The following is a 14148-nucleotide window of genomic DNA, read 5'->3' on the forward strand; positions in this document are numbered from 1 at the left end:
CATGCGATTCCGTACGACCCTCTCGGTGAGCGTCGCCGCCGCGTCCGCGCTCGCACTGCTCACCGGCTGCGGCGCGGCCGACATGACCAAGCAGGCCAGCCCGTTCGCCAACGCGGGCGGCGCCAGGAGCATGACCCTGTCCGTGCAGTCCTGGGTGGGCGCGCAGTCCAACGTGGCGGTCGCCAAGTACCTGCTGGAACACAAGATGGGCTACCGCGTCGACACCGTCCAGGTCGACGAGATCCCCGCCTGGGACGCGCTCAGCCAGGGCCGCGTCGACGCCCTGCTGGAGGACTGGAGCCACCCCGACCAGGAGAAGCGGTACGTCCACGACAAGAAGACCGTCTCCTACGCGGGCGGGCTCGGGGTCACCGGGCACATCGGCTGGTTCGTGCCGACGTACTTCGCCAAGCAGCACCCCGACATCACGAACTGGAAGAACCTCAACAAGTACGCCTCGCAGTTCCGCACCGCCGAGTCCGGCGGCAAGGGCCAGATCATGGACGGCTCCCCGGCCTACGTCACCCACGACAAGGCCCTGGTGAAGAACCTGAAGCTGAACTACCAGGTCGTCTTCGCCGGGTCCGAGGCCGCGCAGATCACCCAGATCAAGCAGTTCGCCAAGGAGAAGAAGCCCTTCCTGACCTACTGGTACACCCCCCAGTGGCTGTTCAAGAAGGTGCCGATGACCGAGGTGAAGCTCCCGCCGTACAAGGAGGGCTGCGACACCGACGCCGCGAAGATCACCTGCGCCTACCCGAAGACCCCGCTGCGCAAGTTCCTCAACGCCGACTTCGCCCGCTCCGGCGGCAAGGGCGCCGCGTTCCTGAAGAAGTTCCAGTGGACCACCGAGGATCAGAACGAGGTCTCCCTCATGATCGCGGAGCAGAAGCTCAGCCCGGAGGAGGCCGCGAAGAAGTGGGTCGACGCCCACCCGGACCAGTGGAAGCGCTGGCTTCCGTGAGCTGACACCGGACGGCGGACGGCGGCGCGTGCCCGGGGGGCCGCGCCGCCGTCCGCCGTCCGGGCCGGTTACTTGTACTGCCCCGGCGTGTAGTGCCCCGGCACCATCCGGGTGGACACCGCGAACCGGTTCCAGGCGTTGATCACCGTGATCGCGGCGATCAGCTGCGCCAGCTCCGCCTCCTCGAACTGCTTGGCGGCGCGCTCGTACACGTCGTCCGGCACGAAGCCCTCGGTGAGGACGGTGACCGCCTCGGTCAGCTCCAGCGCCGCCAGCTCCTTCCCCGTGTAGAAGTGCCGGGACTCGTCCCACGCGCTGAGCTGCACGATCCGTTCCACGCTCTCCCCGGCCGCGAGCGCGTCCTTGGTGTGCATGTCCAGGCAGTACGCGCAGTGGTTGAGCTGCGAGGCGCGGATCTTCACCAGCTCCAGCAGCGTCGGGTCGACGCCCTTCCGGGCGGCCGCGTCCAGGCGGACCATGGCCTTGTAGACCTCGGGGACGTGCTCGGTCCAGGTCAGGCGGGCAGGGTGCTCGGGGGCGTACTCGGTGGTGTTCTCCGTGGTCTCCATGCCTGCAGCCTAGGAGCGAAGCAGCCCAGGAGTATGGTCCATTCCCATGGCGGAATCATGGGCCAATCTGGGGATCGACCTCCACCTCGAACCGGCCGGGAGCAGCGGTCTGCGCCGGGGTCTCACCGACGCGCTGCGCGACGCCGTACGCACCGGCCGGCTCGCCCCCGGCACCCGGCTGCCGTCCTCCCGCACCCTGGCGGCGGACCTCGGGATCGCCCGCAACACCGTCGCCGAGGCGTACGCCGACCTGGTCGCCGAGGGCTGGCTCACCGCCCGCCAGGGCTCCGGCACCCGCGTCGCCGAGCGGGCCGTACCGTCGGCCGGAACGGCGGGCACGCCCCTCCGGCGCCGCACGCCCGGCCGCCCCGCGCACAGCCTGGTCCCCGGCACCCCCGACCTCGCCGCCTTCCCCCGCACCGAGTGGCTGAGGGCCGCCCGCCGCGCCCTGACCCGCGCCCCCAACGACGCGCTGGGCTACGGCGATCCGCGCGGCCGCCCCGAACTGCGCACCGCCGTCGCCGGATACCTAGCCCGCGTCCGGGGCGTCCGCACCGACCCCGACTCGGTGCTGATCACGGCGGGTTTCGCGCACGCCCTGCGCCTCCTCGGCACCGTGCTGCGCGGCCGGGGCGCCCGCACGGTCGCCGTCGAGTCGTACGGCCTCTACGTGCACCACGACCTGCTCGCCGGAGCGGGCCTGACGACCACCGCGCTGCCGTACGGGGAACTCGGCACCGACACAAGGGGATTGGACGCAGAGGGTGCCGTACTCCTCACCCCCGCCCACCAGTTCCCCATGGGCACCCCGCTGCACCCCGACCGGCGGGCGGCCGTCGTCGACTGGGCGCGGCGGACCGGCGGACTGATCCTGGAGGACGACTACGACGGCGAGTTCCGCTACGACCGTCAGCCCGTCGGCGCCCTCCAGGGCCTCGACCCCGACCACGTGGTCCACCTCGGCACCGCCAGCAAGTCCCTCGCCCCCGGACTCCGCCTGGGCTGGATGGTGGTACCCCCGGCGCTGCTGGCGGAGCTGACGGAGGCCAAGGGGCACAGCGACACCGTCGGGGTGCTGGACCAGCTCACGCTGGCCGAGTTCATCGCCTCGGGCGCGTACGACCGCCATGTGCGGGCCGCCCGGCAGCGCTACCGGCGCCGCCGGGACCAACTGGCCGCCGCCGTGGCCGACCGGGCGCCGGAGGTGACGGTCACCGGGATCGCGGCCGGCCTGCACGCGGTGCTGCGGCTGCCGCCCGGCACCGAGCAGGCGGTCGTGCAGGCCGCCCACTGGCAGGGACTCGCGCTGCACGGCCTCGCCTTCTACCGCCACCGACTGGCCGTCGCCGAACCGCTGGAGGCGCTCGTCGTCGGCTACGGCACCCCGCCCGACAGCACGTGGCCGACCGTCCTGGAGGCCCTGTGCCGGGTACTGCCGTGACCCCCTCGCGGATGCGGTGCGCGAGGCGGGCGCCCCCCCGCGTGGGTCAGCCCACGGACGCGGTGCCCGCGCCTTCCCGGGCAGCGGCCGGGCCGTCACCCTCGGGCTCCGCCCCCGGCGCCTCCCCGAACCGCGCCAGCGCCAGCGCCCCCGCCACCGCCACGACGAACCCCAGCACCGCGAGCGGGCCGAGCCCCGCCCGTGTGCGGTCGCCCAGCCAGAGCACGCCCACCGCCGCCGGGCCCAGGGTCTCGCCGAGGACCATCCCGGCCGTGGCCGTGGTGACCGAGCCGCGCTGCAGCGCCGAGGTCAGGAGCAGGAAGGCGGCGCCGCCGCCGAGGAGGAGGGCGTAGAGGGACGGGTCGGTCAGCAGGGCGTACGGGTGGAGGGAGCCGACCAGGCGGACCGCCACCTCCACCACCCCGAAGCCGCACCCCGCGCCGAGCCCGAGGAGCAGCGCGCGCGGCCGTCCCGAGAGCCGGCCGCCCACCGCGCCGAGCAGCGGTACCCCCGCCGCCGTCGCCAGCAGCGCGTACGGCAGCCAGGCCGGTCCGCCGCGGTCGCCCTCCGCGCCCGAGGCCAGCCCGAGCAGCGCGAGCCCCGCGCACACCACACCGACCGCCGCCCACTCCGCCCCGCTCAGCCGCACCCGCAGCCACCGCGCCGCGACCACCGCCGTCACCGCGAGGCTCGCGGCCAGGGCGGCGCCCACCGCGTAGATCGGCACCGAGCGCAGCGCGAGGATCTGGAACACGAAGCCGAGCCCGTCCAGCGCCAGCCCCGCCGCGTACCGCCACTGCCGCACCGCCCGCAGCAGCAGCGCCGCCTCCCCGCCGCCCTGTTCTCCGGCCGCCCGCGCGGCCACCGCCTGAAGGACCGTGGCCGTACCGAAGCAGACCGCCGCGCCGAGCGCGCACACCATTCCAAAAAGCACAAAGCGACTGTAGGAGAACAGGCGTACGTGGGGGTGCCCTGCCGGAAACTCACACCTGTCTCTAGGCTGACTGCCGAACGCGCCACCGACGGGGGAGAAGAGAACATGGCCGACACCCGCGCACAACTGCGCTCCACCACAGTCGTTCTGGGCGGCATGGGGCTGCTCGCCGCCGCCCTCACCGCATGCTCCTCGTCCGACCCGGACAAGCGCTGCGTGGACCGCGACAGCTACACCGTGGGCAAGGGCTACCACGTGGTCTCCGACAAGAACTGCAAGTCGGGCTCCAGTGGCGCCGCCTACTACTACGGCGGCAAGAAGAAGGGCTCCTGGGTCCGCAGCGGCTCCTTCACCCCGCCCCGCAAGTCCGGCAGCGGCTCCGGCCGTTCGGGCGACGACGACAGCCACAGCGTGCACCGGGGCGGCTTCGGCGGCGGCCACGGCAGCTCCGGCGGCTGACCGGCCGGGTCGCACCGATGGAACGCCGTACGATCACGCCCCGTCCCGACTGGCAGCGCACCGTCGAGGAGCAGGGGATCGTCTACCCGCTCACCCGCCACCCCGACGGCTCCCTGCGTCCCTACTGGGACGAGAGCGCCCACTACGTCTTCTCGCTGCCCGAGGTGGAGGCGCTGGAGGAGACCGTCGAGGAACTGCACACCATGTGCCTGGCCGCCGCCGGGCACCTGGTGGAGCACGGCCGGCTCGCCGACCTCGGCATCACCGACCCGCGCGTGGCCGCCGCCGTCACCGAGTCCTGGCACCGGCGTGCCGAACTCCCGTCCGTGTACGGCAGGTTCGACCTGCACTACGACGGCACCGGCCCGGCGAAGATGCTGGAGTACAACGCGGACACCCCGACCTCGCTGGTGGAGGCCGCGTCCGCGCAGTGGTTCTGGATGGAGGAGCGCTTCCCCGGCGCCGACCAGTGGAACTCGCTGCACGAGCGCCTGGTCGACACCTGGCGCAAGCAGGCGAAGCTCCTCCCGCCGGGCCCGCTGCACTTCGCGCACTCCTCGGCCGACGAACTCGGCGAGGACCTGATGACGGTCGCCTACCTCAAGGAGACCGCCGAGCAGGCCGGGCTCGACACCGACTGGCTCTCCATGGAGGAGATCGGCTGGGACACCCTCTCCGGCCGCTTCGTGGACAACCGGCTGAAGTTCATCCGGGCGATCTTCAAGCTGTACCCGTGGGAGTGGCTCACCACCGACGAGTTCGCCGGGCACGTCCTGGACACCCTGGACAACGGCGGCGGCACCGGTAGCACCCTGTGGATCGAGCCCGCCTGGAAGATGCTGCTCAGCAACAAGGCCCTGCTGGCGATCCTGTGGGAGCTGTACCCCGGCCACCCCAGCCTCCTCCCGGCCTACCTGGACGGCCCCCGCGAGCTGGCCGCCATCACCGGCTACGCCGCCAAGCCGCTGCTCGGCCGCGAGGGCGACGGCGTCACCCTGCACCCGCCCGGCAGCCCGGCCCCTCCAGCACCCGAGGAGCCCTGCTGCTACCAGGCCCTCGCCCCGCTCCCCCTCTTCGACGGCAACCACGTCGTCCTCGGCGCCTGGGTCGTCGGCGACGAGGCGGCCGGTCTCGGCATCCGGGAGTCCTCGGGCCTGATCACCGACTCCTACGCCCGCTTCCTGCCGCACGTGATCCTGTAGGGCCTGTCCGGCGGATCAGGGTGCGGGAAGAGACGGTGCCCAACGATCCCGGTGAGCGGGGTCTGGTGCGTCCAGGTGCAAGGCGGAGGAGGGAGTGGACGCGGTGGGGGTCCCCCCGCGCGAGCGCAGCCGAGCGTGGGGGAGTCGGCGAGTGACGACAACGCCGCTGGGGGTCCCCCCTGCTCGCAGAGCTTGGGGGAGGGCGTGCCAGACCCCGCGTCCGCGCCATGATCCGCCGGACAGGCCCTGAACCGCGCGCACTCTCTCACCCACGGCCGGTACGCTGGTCGTGGGCCGTGACTGGCGCGCTGGGATGGGATGGACCATCGGGGAGCGGCCCGGGAGTCAGTGCCGTGCGCCTGGGCCGAACCGAACACGACGACACACCGACGCCCTGTCCGGAGGCCCCCATGCCCGAGAACCCCACCCCGTCCGGCTCCGCCGAGACCACCGCCTACCGCGCCGCGCTCGACGTCATCCGCGCGGTCGAGCCCCGCGTCGCCGACGCGATCGGCCAGGAGGTCCACGACCAGCGCGAGATGCTCAAGCTGATCGCCTCCGAGAACTACGCCTCCCCGGCCACCCTGCTGGCGATGGGCAACTGGTTCAGCGACAAGTACGCCGAGGGCACCGTCGGCCGCCGCTTCTACGCCGGCTGCCGCAACGTCGACACCGTCGAGTCCCTCGCCGCCGAGCACGCCCGCGAGCTCTTCGGCGCCCGGCACGCCTACGTCCAGCCGCACTCCGGCATCGACGCCAACCTGGTCGCCTTCTGGGCCGTCCTCGCCGACCGCGTCGAGGTGCCCTTCCTCGAGAAGACCGGCGCCCGCCAGATCAACGAGCTGTCCGAAGCCGACTGGGCCGAGCTGCGCCAGGCGTTCGGCAACCAGCGCATGCTCGGTATGTCCCTGGACGCGGGCGGCCACCTCACCCACGGCTTCCGGCCCAACATCAGCGGCAAGATGTTCGACCAGCGCTCCTACGGCACCGACCCGGCCACCGGCCTGATCGACTACGAGGCCCTGCGCGCCCAGGCCCGTGAGTTCCGCCCGCTGATCCTGGTCGCCGGGTACTCCGCCTACCCGCGCCTGGTGAACTTCCGGATCATGCGGGAGATCGCGGACGAGGTCGGCGCGACCCTCATGGTCGACATGGCGCACTTCGCCGGTCTGGTCGCGGGCAAGGTGCTCACCGGCGACTTCGACCCGGTGCCGCACGCCCAGATCGTCACCACGACCACCCACAAGTCGCTGCGCGGCCCGCGCGGCGGCATGGTCCTGTGCGACGACTCCCTGAAGGACCAGGTCGACCGGGGCTGCCCGATGGTGCTCGGCGGCCCGCTCCCGCACGTCATGGCCGCCAAGGCGGTCGCCCTGGCCGAGGCCCGCCGGCCCTCCTTCCAGGACTACGCCCAGCGGGTCGTCGACAACTCCCGCGCGCTCGCCGAGGGCCTGATGAAGCGCGGCGCCACCCTCGTCACCGGCGGCACCGACAACCACCTCAACCTGATCGACGTCGCCGCCTCCTACGGCCTCACCGGCCGCCAGGCCGAGGCCGCCCTCCTCGACTCCGGCATCGTCACCAACCGCAACGCCATCCCCGCCGACCCCAACGGCGCCTGGTACACCTCCGGCATCCGCATCGGCACCCCCGCCCTGACCACCCGCGGACTGGGCACGGCCGAGATGGACGAGGTGGCCGGCCTGATCGACCGGGTCCTGACGAGCACGGAACCCGGCACCACGAAGTCCGGCGCCCCCTCGAAGGCCCAGCACGTCCTGGACCGGAAGACGGCGGACGAAATCGCGCAGCGAGCGACGGACCTGGTGGCGGCCTTCCCGCTGTACCCGGAAATCGACCTGACCTGATCAACAGGGGCGAGGCGCACCTGCCTCAGGGGCGCGGGGAACTGCGCGGCAAGCCACGACGGCGCCACGGCCCCCCGCGCCCCGCACCCACCCCCACCTGGGCACGGGACCCACCTCCACCTCTGAGAGAATGGGCCTCATGGCCACCGCTGAAAAGAAGCCTCGCGTACTCTCCGGAATCCAGCCCACCGCAGGCTCGTTCCACCTCGGCAACTACCTCGGTGCCGTCCGGCAGTGGGTGGCCCTCCAGGAGACGCACGACGCGTTCTACATGGTCGTCGACCTGCACGCGATCACGCTCCCGCAGGACCCGAAGGACCTCCGCGCCAACACCCGCCTCGCCGCCGCCCAGCTCCTCGCGGCCGGTCTGGACCCCGACCGCTGCACCCTCTTCGTGCAGAGCCACGTCCCCGAGCACGCCCAACTCGCCTGGGTCATGAACTGCCTCACCGGCTTCGGCGAGGCGTCCCGCATGACCCAGTTCAAGGACAAGGCCGCCAAGCAGGGCGCCGACCGGGCCAGCGTCGGCCTCTTCACGTACCCGATCCTCCAGGTCGCGGACATCCTGCTGTACCACGCGGACGAGGTGCCGGTCGGTGAGGACCAGCGCCAGCACGTCGAGCTGACCCGCGACCTGGCCGACCGCTTCAACGGCCGCTTCGGCGAGACCTTCGTCAGCCCCAGGCCGTACATCCTCAAGGAGACGGCGAAGATCTACGACCTCCAGGACCCGACGGTCAAGATGAGCAAGTCGGCGGCCTCGCCCAAGGGTGTCGTCAGCCTGCTGGACGACCCGAAGACGACGGCGAAGAAGGTGAAGAGCGCGGTCACCGACACCGACACGGTGATCCGCTTCGACCGGGAGAACAAGCCCGGCGTGAGCAACCTCCTCACCATCCACTCCACCCTCACCGGCACGCCCGTCGCGGACCTGGAGCGGGAGTACGAGGGCAAGATGTACGGCGCCCTCAAGACCGACCTCGCCGAGATCATGGTCGCCTTCGTCACCCCCTTCCGGGAGCGCACCCAGCAGTACCTCGAGGACACCGAGACGCTGGACTCGATCCTCGCCAAGGGTGCCGAGAAGGCCCGCGCGGTGGCCGCCGAGACCCTGGCTCTGGCGTACGACCGGGTCGGGTTCCTGCCGGCGAAGCACTGACCGCGCGTCCGGGGGGCGCACAGCCGCCCCGGACGCGCGACCCGCACGCATGTCCGGTGGGGCAGAGCGCCGTACATCACTTCCGTTGCGCCTGCCCTGCGGACACCCGTGGCCGTACAGTCGATAGCCGACGGCCGTACGCGAGGACGGCCCACAGATCAGAACGCGACGACAGGAGACGACGTGGGGATCGTAACGATCGGCGTGTCGATCGCGGTCCCGGAGCCTCACGGCAGCCTGCTCCAGCAGCGGCGCGCGGGCTTCGGCGATGCCGCCGCGCTCAGCATCCCCACGCACATCACCCTGCTGCCGCCGACCGAGGTCGAGGAGGCGGACCTCGCCGCCGTCGACGCCCACCTCGCCGAGGTCGCGGCGGCCGGACGCCCCTTCCCGATGCGGCTGTCCGGCACCGGCACCTTCCGCCCGATGTCGCCCGTGGTCTACGTCCGGATCGAGCAGGGCGCCGAGGAATGCACGGAACTCCAGCAGCAGGTGCGGGACCCGGCCGGGCCGGTGCCGCGCGAGCTGCAGTTCCCGTACCACCCGCACGTCACCGTGGCGCACGGCATCGAGGAGGCGGCGATGGACCGCGCCTTCGAGGAGCTGGCCGGGTTCGAGGCGGCCTGGCCGTGCGCCGGGTTCGCGCTGTACGAGCAGGGGGCGGACGGGGTGTGGCGCAAGCTGCGCGACTACCCCTTCGGCGCCAACGTCGTGCCCAGCCAGGGCGGCCCCGCCGAGCGCGACCCCATCGCGAGCCGCTGAGCGCCTGTCGTTCAGACCGGCAGCCGGCGGAACAGGGCGCGCGGCGCGTGCCGCAGGAGTGACATCACCGGGCGCAGCGCGCCGGGCACCCACACCGTCTCCGAGCCCCTGCGCAGGCCGAGTTCGACGGCGGCGGCCACCTGCTCCGGGGTGGTGGAGAGCGGTCCGGGCGCCAGATGGGCGGTCCCGCCGGTACGCACGAAGCCGGGGCGTACGACCATCACGTGCACGCCCGTCCCGTACAGCGCGTCGCCGAGGCCCTGCGCGAAGGTGTCCAGGCCGGCCTTGCTGGAGCCGTAGATGAAGTCCGAGCGGCGGGCGCGTTCGGCGGCCACCGAGGAGAGGACCACCAGCGAGCCGTGGCCCTGGTCCTGGAGGGCGCGGGCGGCGACCAGACCGGCGGAGACCGCGCCGGTGTAGTTGGTGGCGGCGACCCGGACCGCGCGCAGCGGCTCCCGCTCGTCCTGTGCCTGGTCCCCGAGGACCCCGAAGGCGAGCAGCACCATGTCGACGGCGCCCTCGGCGAACACCTTGCCGAGCACCGCCTCGTGGGACTCCGGGTCCAGCGCGTCGAAGGCGACCGTACGGACGTCCGCGCCGAGCGCGGCCAGGCGGCCGGCCGCGCGGTCGAGGGCCGGGCCGGGGCGGCCCGCGAGCCACACGGTGCGGGTGCGGCGGGCGACGAGGCGGCGCGCCGTGGCCAGCGCGATCTCCGACGTGCCGCCGAGGACGAGCAGGGACTGGGGAGGACCGCAGACAGCAGACATGCGGGTGACCGTATCGCCCGCATATGGCAGGGTGGCCGCACGGCGGCACCGGGCTCCCCGCAATGGGTGATTAGTGCGACGCGCCGAGGGATGGGCCGAGGGGGCGGGCCCCATCCGGGGTGCGGGCACATGGAGTTCACGTGAAAAGGGCAGAGGCGGATCATGGACTGGCTGAAGAAGCTGCCCGGCATCGGGCCGATCGTGACCTGGCTGATGACCACGCACGCCTGGCGCTCGTACGCCCGCCTGGACCGGGTGAACTGGACGTGGCTCGCCGCGGCCATGACGTTCGTCAGCTTCATCGCCCTGTTCCCGCTGCTGACCGTCGCCGCCGCGGTCGCTGCGGCCACGCTCGACCCGGCCCGGCAGAAGACGGTCGAGAAGAACATCGCCGCCCAGTTCCCCGGCCTCGCCGACCAGCTCGACCTCAACGGGCTGGTGCAGAACGCGGGCACGGTCGGGCTGATCGCCGGTGCGGCGCTGCTGTTCACCGGTATCGGCTGGGTCGGCCAGGTCCGGGACTGTCTGCGCGCGGTGTGGGAGCTGCCCGAGCGGGACGGCAACCCGATCGTGCTGAAGCTCAAGGACGCCGGGGTCCTGATCGGGCTCGGCGGCGCCCTGCTGGTGACCCTGGCCGCATCCACCCTCGCCTCGGCCGCGATCGGCCGGCTGGCGTCGGCGATCGGTCTGGAGGAGCACAGCTGGGGGACCGTGCTGCTGCGGATCGCCGCGTTCGCCGTCGCCGTCCTCGCCGACTTCCTGGTGCTGCTGTACGTGCTGAGCCTGCTGCCCGGGGTCGAACCGCCGCGCCGCCGCCTGCTGGTGGCGGCCCTGCTCGGCGCGGTCGGCTTCGAACTCCTCAAGCTGCTGCTGAGCGGCTACATCCAGGGCGTCGCCGCGAAGAGCGTGTACGGCGCCTTCGGTGTCCCCGTCGCCCTGCTGCTGTGGATCAACTTCACCTCGAAGCTGGTTCTTTACTGCGCCGCCTGGACGGCGACGCGCAGCGACGAGGGGAAGGTCACGGACGCGGCCGCCGGCGCATCAGATCAGGCAGCGGCCAGCGGCGGTTGACCAGGAAGGCCCCGCCGCCGAGCAGCACCAGCAGCCCGGCCGCGATGGCCAGCGCGGTACCGGCGCCCCGCGAGCCACCGCTCCGCGCGGTGGTGCCCTTCACCGGCTCCGACCCGGCGCCCGCGGTGCCCTGCTGGGCGCCGGTGACGTCCGCGCCGGGCGCGCCGCTCGGCTGCGCGCTCGGGGTGGCGTTCAGCGGCGGGACGAGCACACCGACCGGCTTGACCTTGCCGGCCGCCTTGAAGCCCCAGTCGAAGAGCTGGGCGGTCTCCTTGTAGACCTCGTCGTGCTCGTGCTTCTCCGGGTTCATCACGGTGACCAGCAGCACCTTGCCGCCGCGCTCGGCGACCCCGGTGAAGGTGGCGCCCGCGTTGGTGGTGTTGCCGTTCTTGACCCCGGCGATGCCCGGATAGACGGACGTGTCCGCGTCCCCGCTCAGCAGCCGGTTGGTGTTCTGGATCTCGAAGGTCTCGCGGGTGGGCCTGCCCTTGCCCTTCCGCGTGGTCGCGCCGGGGAACTTGGCGCGCACGGTGGAGCAGTACTCCCGGAAGTCCTTCTTCTGCAGCCCGGAGCGGGCGAACAGGGTGAGGTCGTACGCCGAGGAGTACTGCCGGGGGGCGTCGTAGCCGTCGGGGCTGACCACGTGGGTGTCGCCGGCCTGGAGGGCGTCGGCGTGGGCCTGCATGTCCTTGACGGTCTGCGCGACGCCGCCGTTCATCGCGGAGAGCACGTGGACGGCGTCGTTGCCGGAGCGCAGGAAGACACCGAGCCACAGGTCGTGGACGGTGTAGGTCTCGTTCTCCTTTATCCCGACCATGCTGGACCCGGCGCCGATCCCGGCGAGGTCGGCGGGCACCACCTGGTGGCGCTGGTCCCTGGGGAAGCGGGGCAGCACGGTGTCCGCGAACAGCATCTTCAGGGTGCTCGCCGGGGGGAGCCGCCAGTGCGCGTTGTGCGAGGCGAGCACGTCGCCGCTCTCGGCGTCGGTGACGATCCAGGAGCGGGCGGTCAGTCCCTTGGGCAGCACGGGGACGCCCGTGGCGAGGTTCACCTGCGTACCGGGCACGCCGAGGCGGGCGCCGCCGACCTGGGACATGCGGGCCGGGGGAGCGGCCGTGGGACTGCCGGACGGCTTGGGTGCGGCGAAGGCTGACGGGGCGAGGCCGGAGACGGTCAGCAGTGCGGCGGATGTGATCAACAGGGATCGCTGCGCGATCTTCTTCGGTGCGGACACGATCGAGAACGTACCTGCCACGGGCTGTGAAGTCCCCCCTCGCGCTCCACCCCGGCCACGGAGCCGGATCGCGGGCGGCGATACTGGACTCATGAAGCTCAGCCGCCCGGTCTCCTGGTTCCTGCTCGCCTTCGGGGTGTGGAGCTGGGTCATCTGGGTCACTTTCGTCAAGAATCTCGTTGCGGACGGCAGCGGTCTCGCCTTCGACGACGGGCACCCCACGGCCTACTTCTGGGTGCACCTGACGCTGGCGGTCGTGTCCTTCGTACTGGGGACGGTCGTCGGGGTCATCGGGTTGCGCGGACTGCGCGCACTGCGTCGGACGTCATAGGGGACACGCCGGGTGGTCATCGTCTTCGCGCTCGTCGCCCTGGCCGTACTGGCCCTCGTGGCGGGCCTGCACTGGTACGTCTGGCGCCGCCTCGTCCGCGACACCACCCGCCCGGGCGGGGTCGCCCGCCGTGCGGGCACGGCCCTCTTCGTCGCGGCCCCGGTCCTGATGATCGCCGCCCTGGTCGCGGAACGCTCCGGGGCGCCCTTCTGGCTCCAACGGGCCCTGGCCTGGCCGGGGTTCCTGTGGATGGCCCTCGCGCTCTACCTGCTGCTGGCGACGGTGGCGACGGAGCCGGTGCGGGTGTGGGCCGGGCGGCGGGCGCGCCGGGCGACGCGGGAGGCGGTCCTTGCGGGGCTGGACGCGGTGCCGGTGCCGTCGGCGCAGCGGGCCGGGGTGGCGGACGACGCGCCGGTGTCCCCGGCGGAGCCGTCCGGGAGGGCCGACGGGGCGTCCGTGCCCCCGGCCCCGGCGGAACCGTCCGCAGGGGCTGACGGCACGTCCTCCTCCGAAACGCCGGAGGCTTCCGCGCTCGCCGCCTCCGCCCTCTCCCGCCGCGTCTTCGTCTCCCGCGTCGCTGGGGGCACGGCGGCCGCGGTGGCGCTCGGCACGACGGGCTGGGGCACGTACGGGGTGCTGCGCGGCCCGCGGGTGAAACGGCTGACGGTTCCCCTGGCCAAGCTCCCGCGCTCGGCGCACGGCTTCCGGATCGCGGTGGTCAGCGACATCCACCTGGGCCCGGTGCTGGGACGGAACTTCGCCCGGACGGTGGTCGACACGATCAACTCGACCCAGCCGGACATGATCGCGGTCGTCGGCGACCTGGTGGACGGCAGCGTGAAGAACCTGGGCCCGGCGGCGGCCCCCCTGGCGGGGCTGGAGTCCCGCCAGGGCACCTACTTCGTCACCGGGAACCACGAGTACTTCTCCGGCGCCGCCCAGTGGCTGGACGAGGTCCGCGCCCTGGGCATGCGCCCCCTGGAGAACGCCCGCACAGAACTCCCGTACTTCGACCTGGCGGGCGTGAACGACCTGCAGGGCGGGAGCGAGGGCCACGGCCCGGACTTCCGGAAGGCCCTGGGCGACCGGGACCCCTCCCGCGCCTGCGTCCTCATGGCCCATCAGCCGGTCCAGGTCCACGAGGCCGTCCACTACTCCGTGGACCTCCAGCTCTCCGGCCACACCCACGGCGGCCAGCTCTGGCCCGGCAACCTGATCGCGAAGGCCGCGAACCCCACGGTCGCGGGCCTCGACCGCTACGGCGACACCCAGCTCTACGTCAGCCGAGGCGCGGGCGCCTGGGGTCCGCCCACGCGCGTGTGGGCCCCGTCGGACATCACAGTGATCGAACTGGCCTCACGCGAGGCGTAGTCGCTCCGCTCCGCAT

At 72.6% G+C, this 14148-nt stretch carries 14 protein-coding genes and 1 riboswitch; of the genes, 10 read left to right on the top strand and 4 right to left on the bottom strand.

Annotated features, from left to right (window positions below):
• The first annotated feature begins 1 nt into the window (after position 1).
• Entirely contained in the window at positions 2 to 964 is a 963-nt protein-coding gene (locus tag E5082_RS01485) for an ABC transporter substrate-binding protein (protein WP_135789474.1), read from the top strand.
• A gap of 68 nt (positions 965 to 1032) precedes the next feature.
• Here the strand turns inward: E5082_RS01485 and E5082_RS01490 are convergent, their stop codons facing one another.
• A complete protein-coding gene (locus E5082_RS01490; RefSeq protein ID WP_135789475.1) occupies positions 1033 to 1533 on the bottom strand; it encodes a carboxymuconolactone decarboxylase family protein in 501 nt (166 codons plus the stop codon).
• Positions 1534 to 1579: 46 nt separating this feature from the next.
• Between E5082_RS01490 and pdxR the strand changes: the two genes are divergently transcribed.
• On the top strand, positions 1580 to 2974 hold the full coding sequence (pdxR, locus tag E5082_RS01495) for a MocR-like pyridoxine biosynthesis transcription factor PdxR (RefSeq protein ID WP_135789476.1): 1395 nt from the start codon (positions 1580 to 1582) through the stop codon (positions 2972 to 2974).
• 46 nt (positions 2975 to 3020) lie between these two features.
• Here the strand turns inward: pdxR and E5082_RS01500 are convergent, their stop codons facing one another.
• On the bottom strand, positions 3021 to 3896 hold the full coding sequence (locus E5082_RS01500; RefSeq protein WP_135790094.1) for a DMT family protein: 876 nt from the start codon (positions 3894 to 3896) through the stop codon (positions 3021 to 3023).
• Between the two features lie 117 nt (positions 3897 to 4013).
• On the opposite strand from E5082_RS01500, the gene E5082_RS01505 reads away from it, so the two are divergent.
• From E5082_RS01505 to E5082_RS01525, 5 genes are all read left to right on the top strand, one after another.
• Complete coding sequence (locus E5082_RS01505; protein WP_135789477.1) at positions 4014 to 4367, top strand: hypothetical protein; 354 nt, start codon at positions 4014 to 4016, stop codon at positions 4365 to 4367.
• 17 nt (positions 4368 to 4384) lie between these two features.
• Positions 4385 to 5569 carry a glutathionylspermidine synthase family protein gene (locus tag E5082_RS01510; RefSeq protein WP_135789478.1) on the top strand — a complete coding sequence of 395 codons (1185 nt, stop codon included), beginning with the start codon at positions 4385 to 4387 and terminating at the stop codon, positions 5567 to 5569.
• Positions 5570 to 5855: 286 nt separating this feature from the next.
• Positions 5856 to 5941, top strand: a riboswitch (ZMP/ZTP riboswitch).
• Between the two features lie 38 nt (positions 5942 to 5979).
• A complete protein-coding gene (locus E5082_RS01515) occupies positions 5980 to 7437 on the top strand; it encodes a glycine hydroxymethyltransferase (protein ID WP_135789479.1) in 1458 nt (485 codons plus the stop codon).
• 130 nt (positions 7438 to 7567) lie between these two features.
• Positions 7568 to 8596: a tryptophan--tRNA ligase gene (gene trpS / locus E5082_RS01520; RefSeq protein WP_373310065.1), complete on the top strand. Its 1029-nt coding sequence runs from the start codon at positions 7568 to 7570 to the stop codon at positions 8594 to 8596.
• A gap of 183 nt (positions 8597 to 8779) precedes the next feature.
• Positions 8780 to 9358: a 2'-5' RNA ligase family protein gene (locus tag E5082_RS01525; protein WP_135789481.1), complete on the top strand. Its 579-nt coding sequence runs from the start codon at positions 8780 to 8782 to the stop codon at positions 9356 to 9358.
• Positions 9359 to 9369: 11 nt separating this feature from the next.
• Here E5082_RS01525 and dprE2 read toward each other — a convergent pair whose 3' ends face one another.
• Complete coding sequence (dprE2, locus tag E5082_RS01530) at positions 9370 to 10125, bottom strand: decaprenylphospho-beta-D-erythro-pentofuranosid-2-ulose 2-reductase (RefSeq protein WP_135789482.1); 756 nt, start codon at positions 10123 to 10125, stop codon at positions 9370 to 9372.
• A gap of 162 nt (positions 10126 to 10287) precedes the next feature.
• Here dprE2 and E5082_RS01535 point away from each other — a divergent pair, with 162 nt between their 5' ends.
• The gene (locus tag E5082_RS01535) at positions 10288 to 11196 is read left to right on the top strand and encodes a YihY/virulence factor BrkB family protein (protein WP_135789483.1); all 909 of its coding nucleotides are present in this window, start codon (positions 10288 to 10290) and stop codon (positions 11194 to 11196) included.
• On the opposite strand, the gene E5082_RS01540 is transcribed toward E5082_RS01535, so the two are convergent.
• Entirely contained in the window at positions 11144 to 12430 is a 1287-nt protein-coding gene (locus E5082_RS01540) for a D-alanyl-D-alanine carboxypeptidase family protein (RefSeq protein ID WP_244321564.1), read from the bottom strand. The genes E5082_RS01535 and E5082_RS01540 overlap by 53 nt on opposite strands.
• A gap of 91 nt (positions 12431 to 12521) precedes the next feature.
• Here E5082_RS01540 and E5082_RS01545 point away from each other — a divergent pair, with 91 nt between their 5' ends.
• Positions 12522 to 12761 (top strand): SCO4848 family membrane protein, encoded by a 240-nt coding sequence (locus tag E5082_RS01545; RefSeq protein ID WP_086695049.1) that lies wholly within the window; start codon positions 12522 to 12524, stop codon positions 12759 to 12761.
• Positions 12762 to 12773: 12 nt separating this feature from the next.
• Entirely contained in the window at positions 12774 to 14132 is a 1359-nt protein-coding gene (locus tag E5082_RS01550; protein WP_135789485.1) for a metallophosphoesterase, read from the top strand.
• Positions 14133 to 14148: the final 16 nt, after the last annotated feature.

It is taken from the genome of Streptomyces griseoluteus, assembly GCF_004784465.1.
Classification (GTDB): domain Bacteria; phylum Actinomycetota; class Actinomycetes; order Streptomycetales; family Streptomycetaceae; genus Streptomyces; species Streptomyces griseoluteus.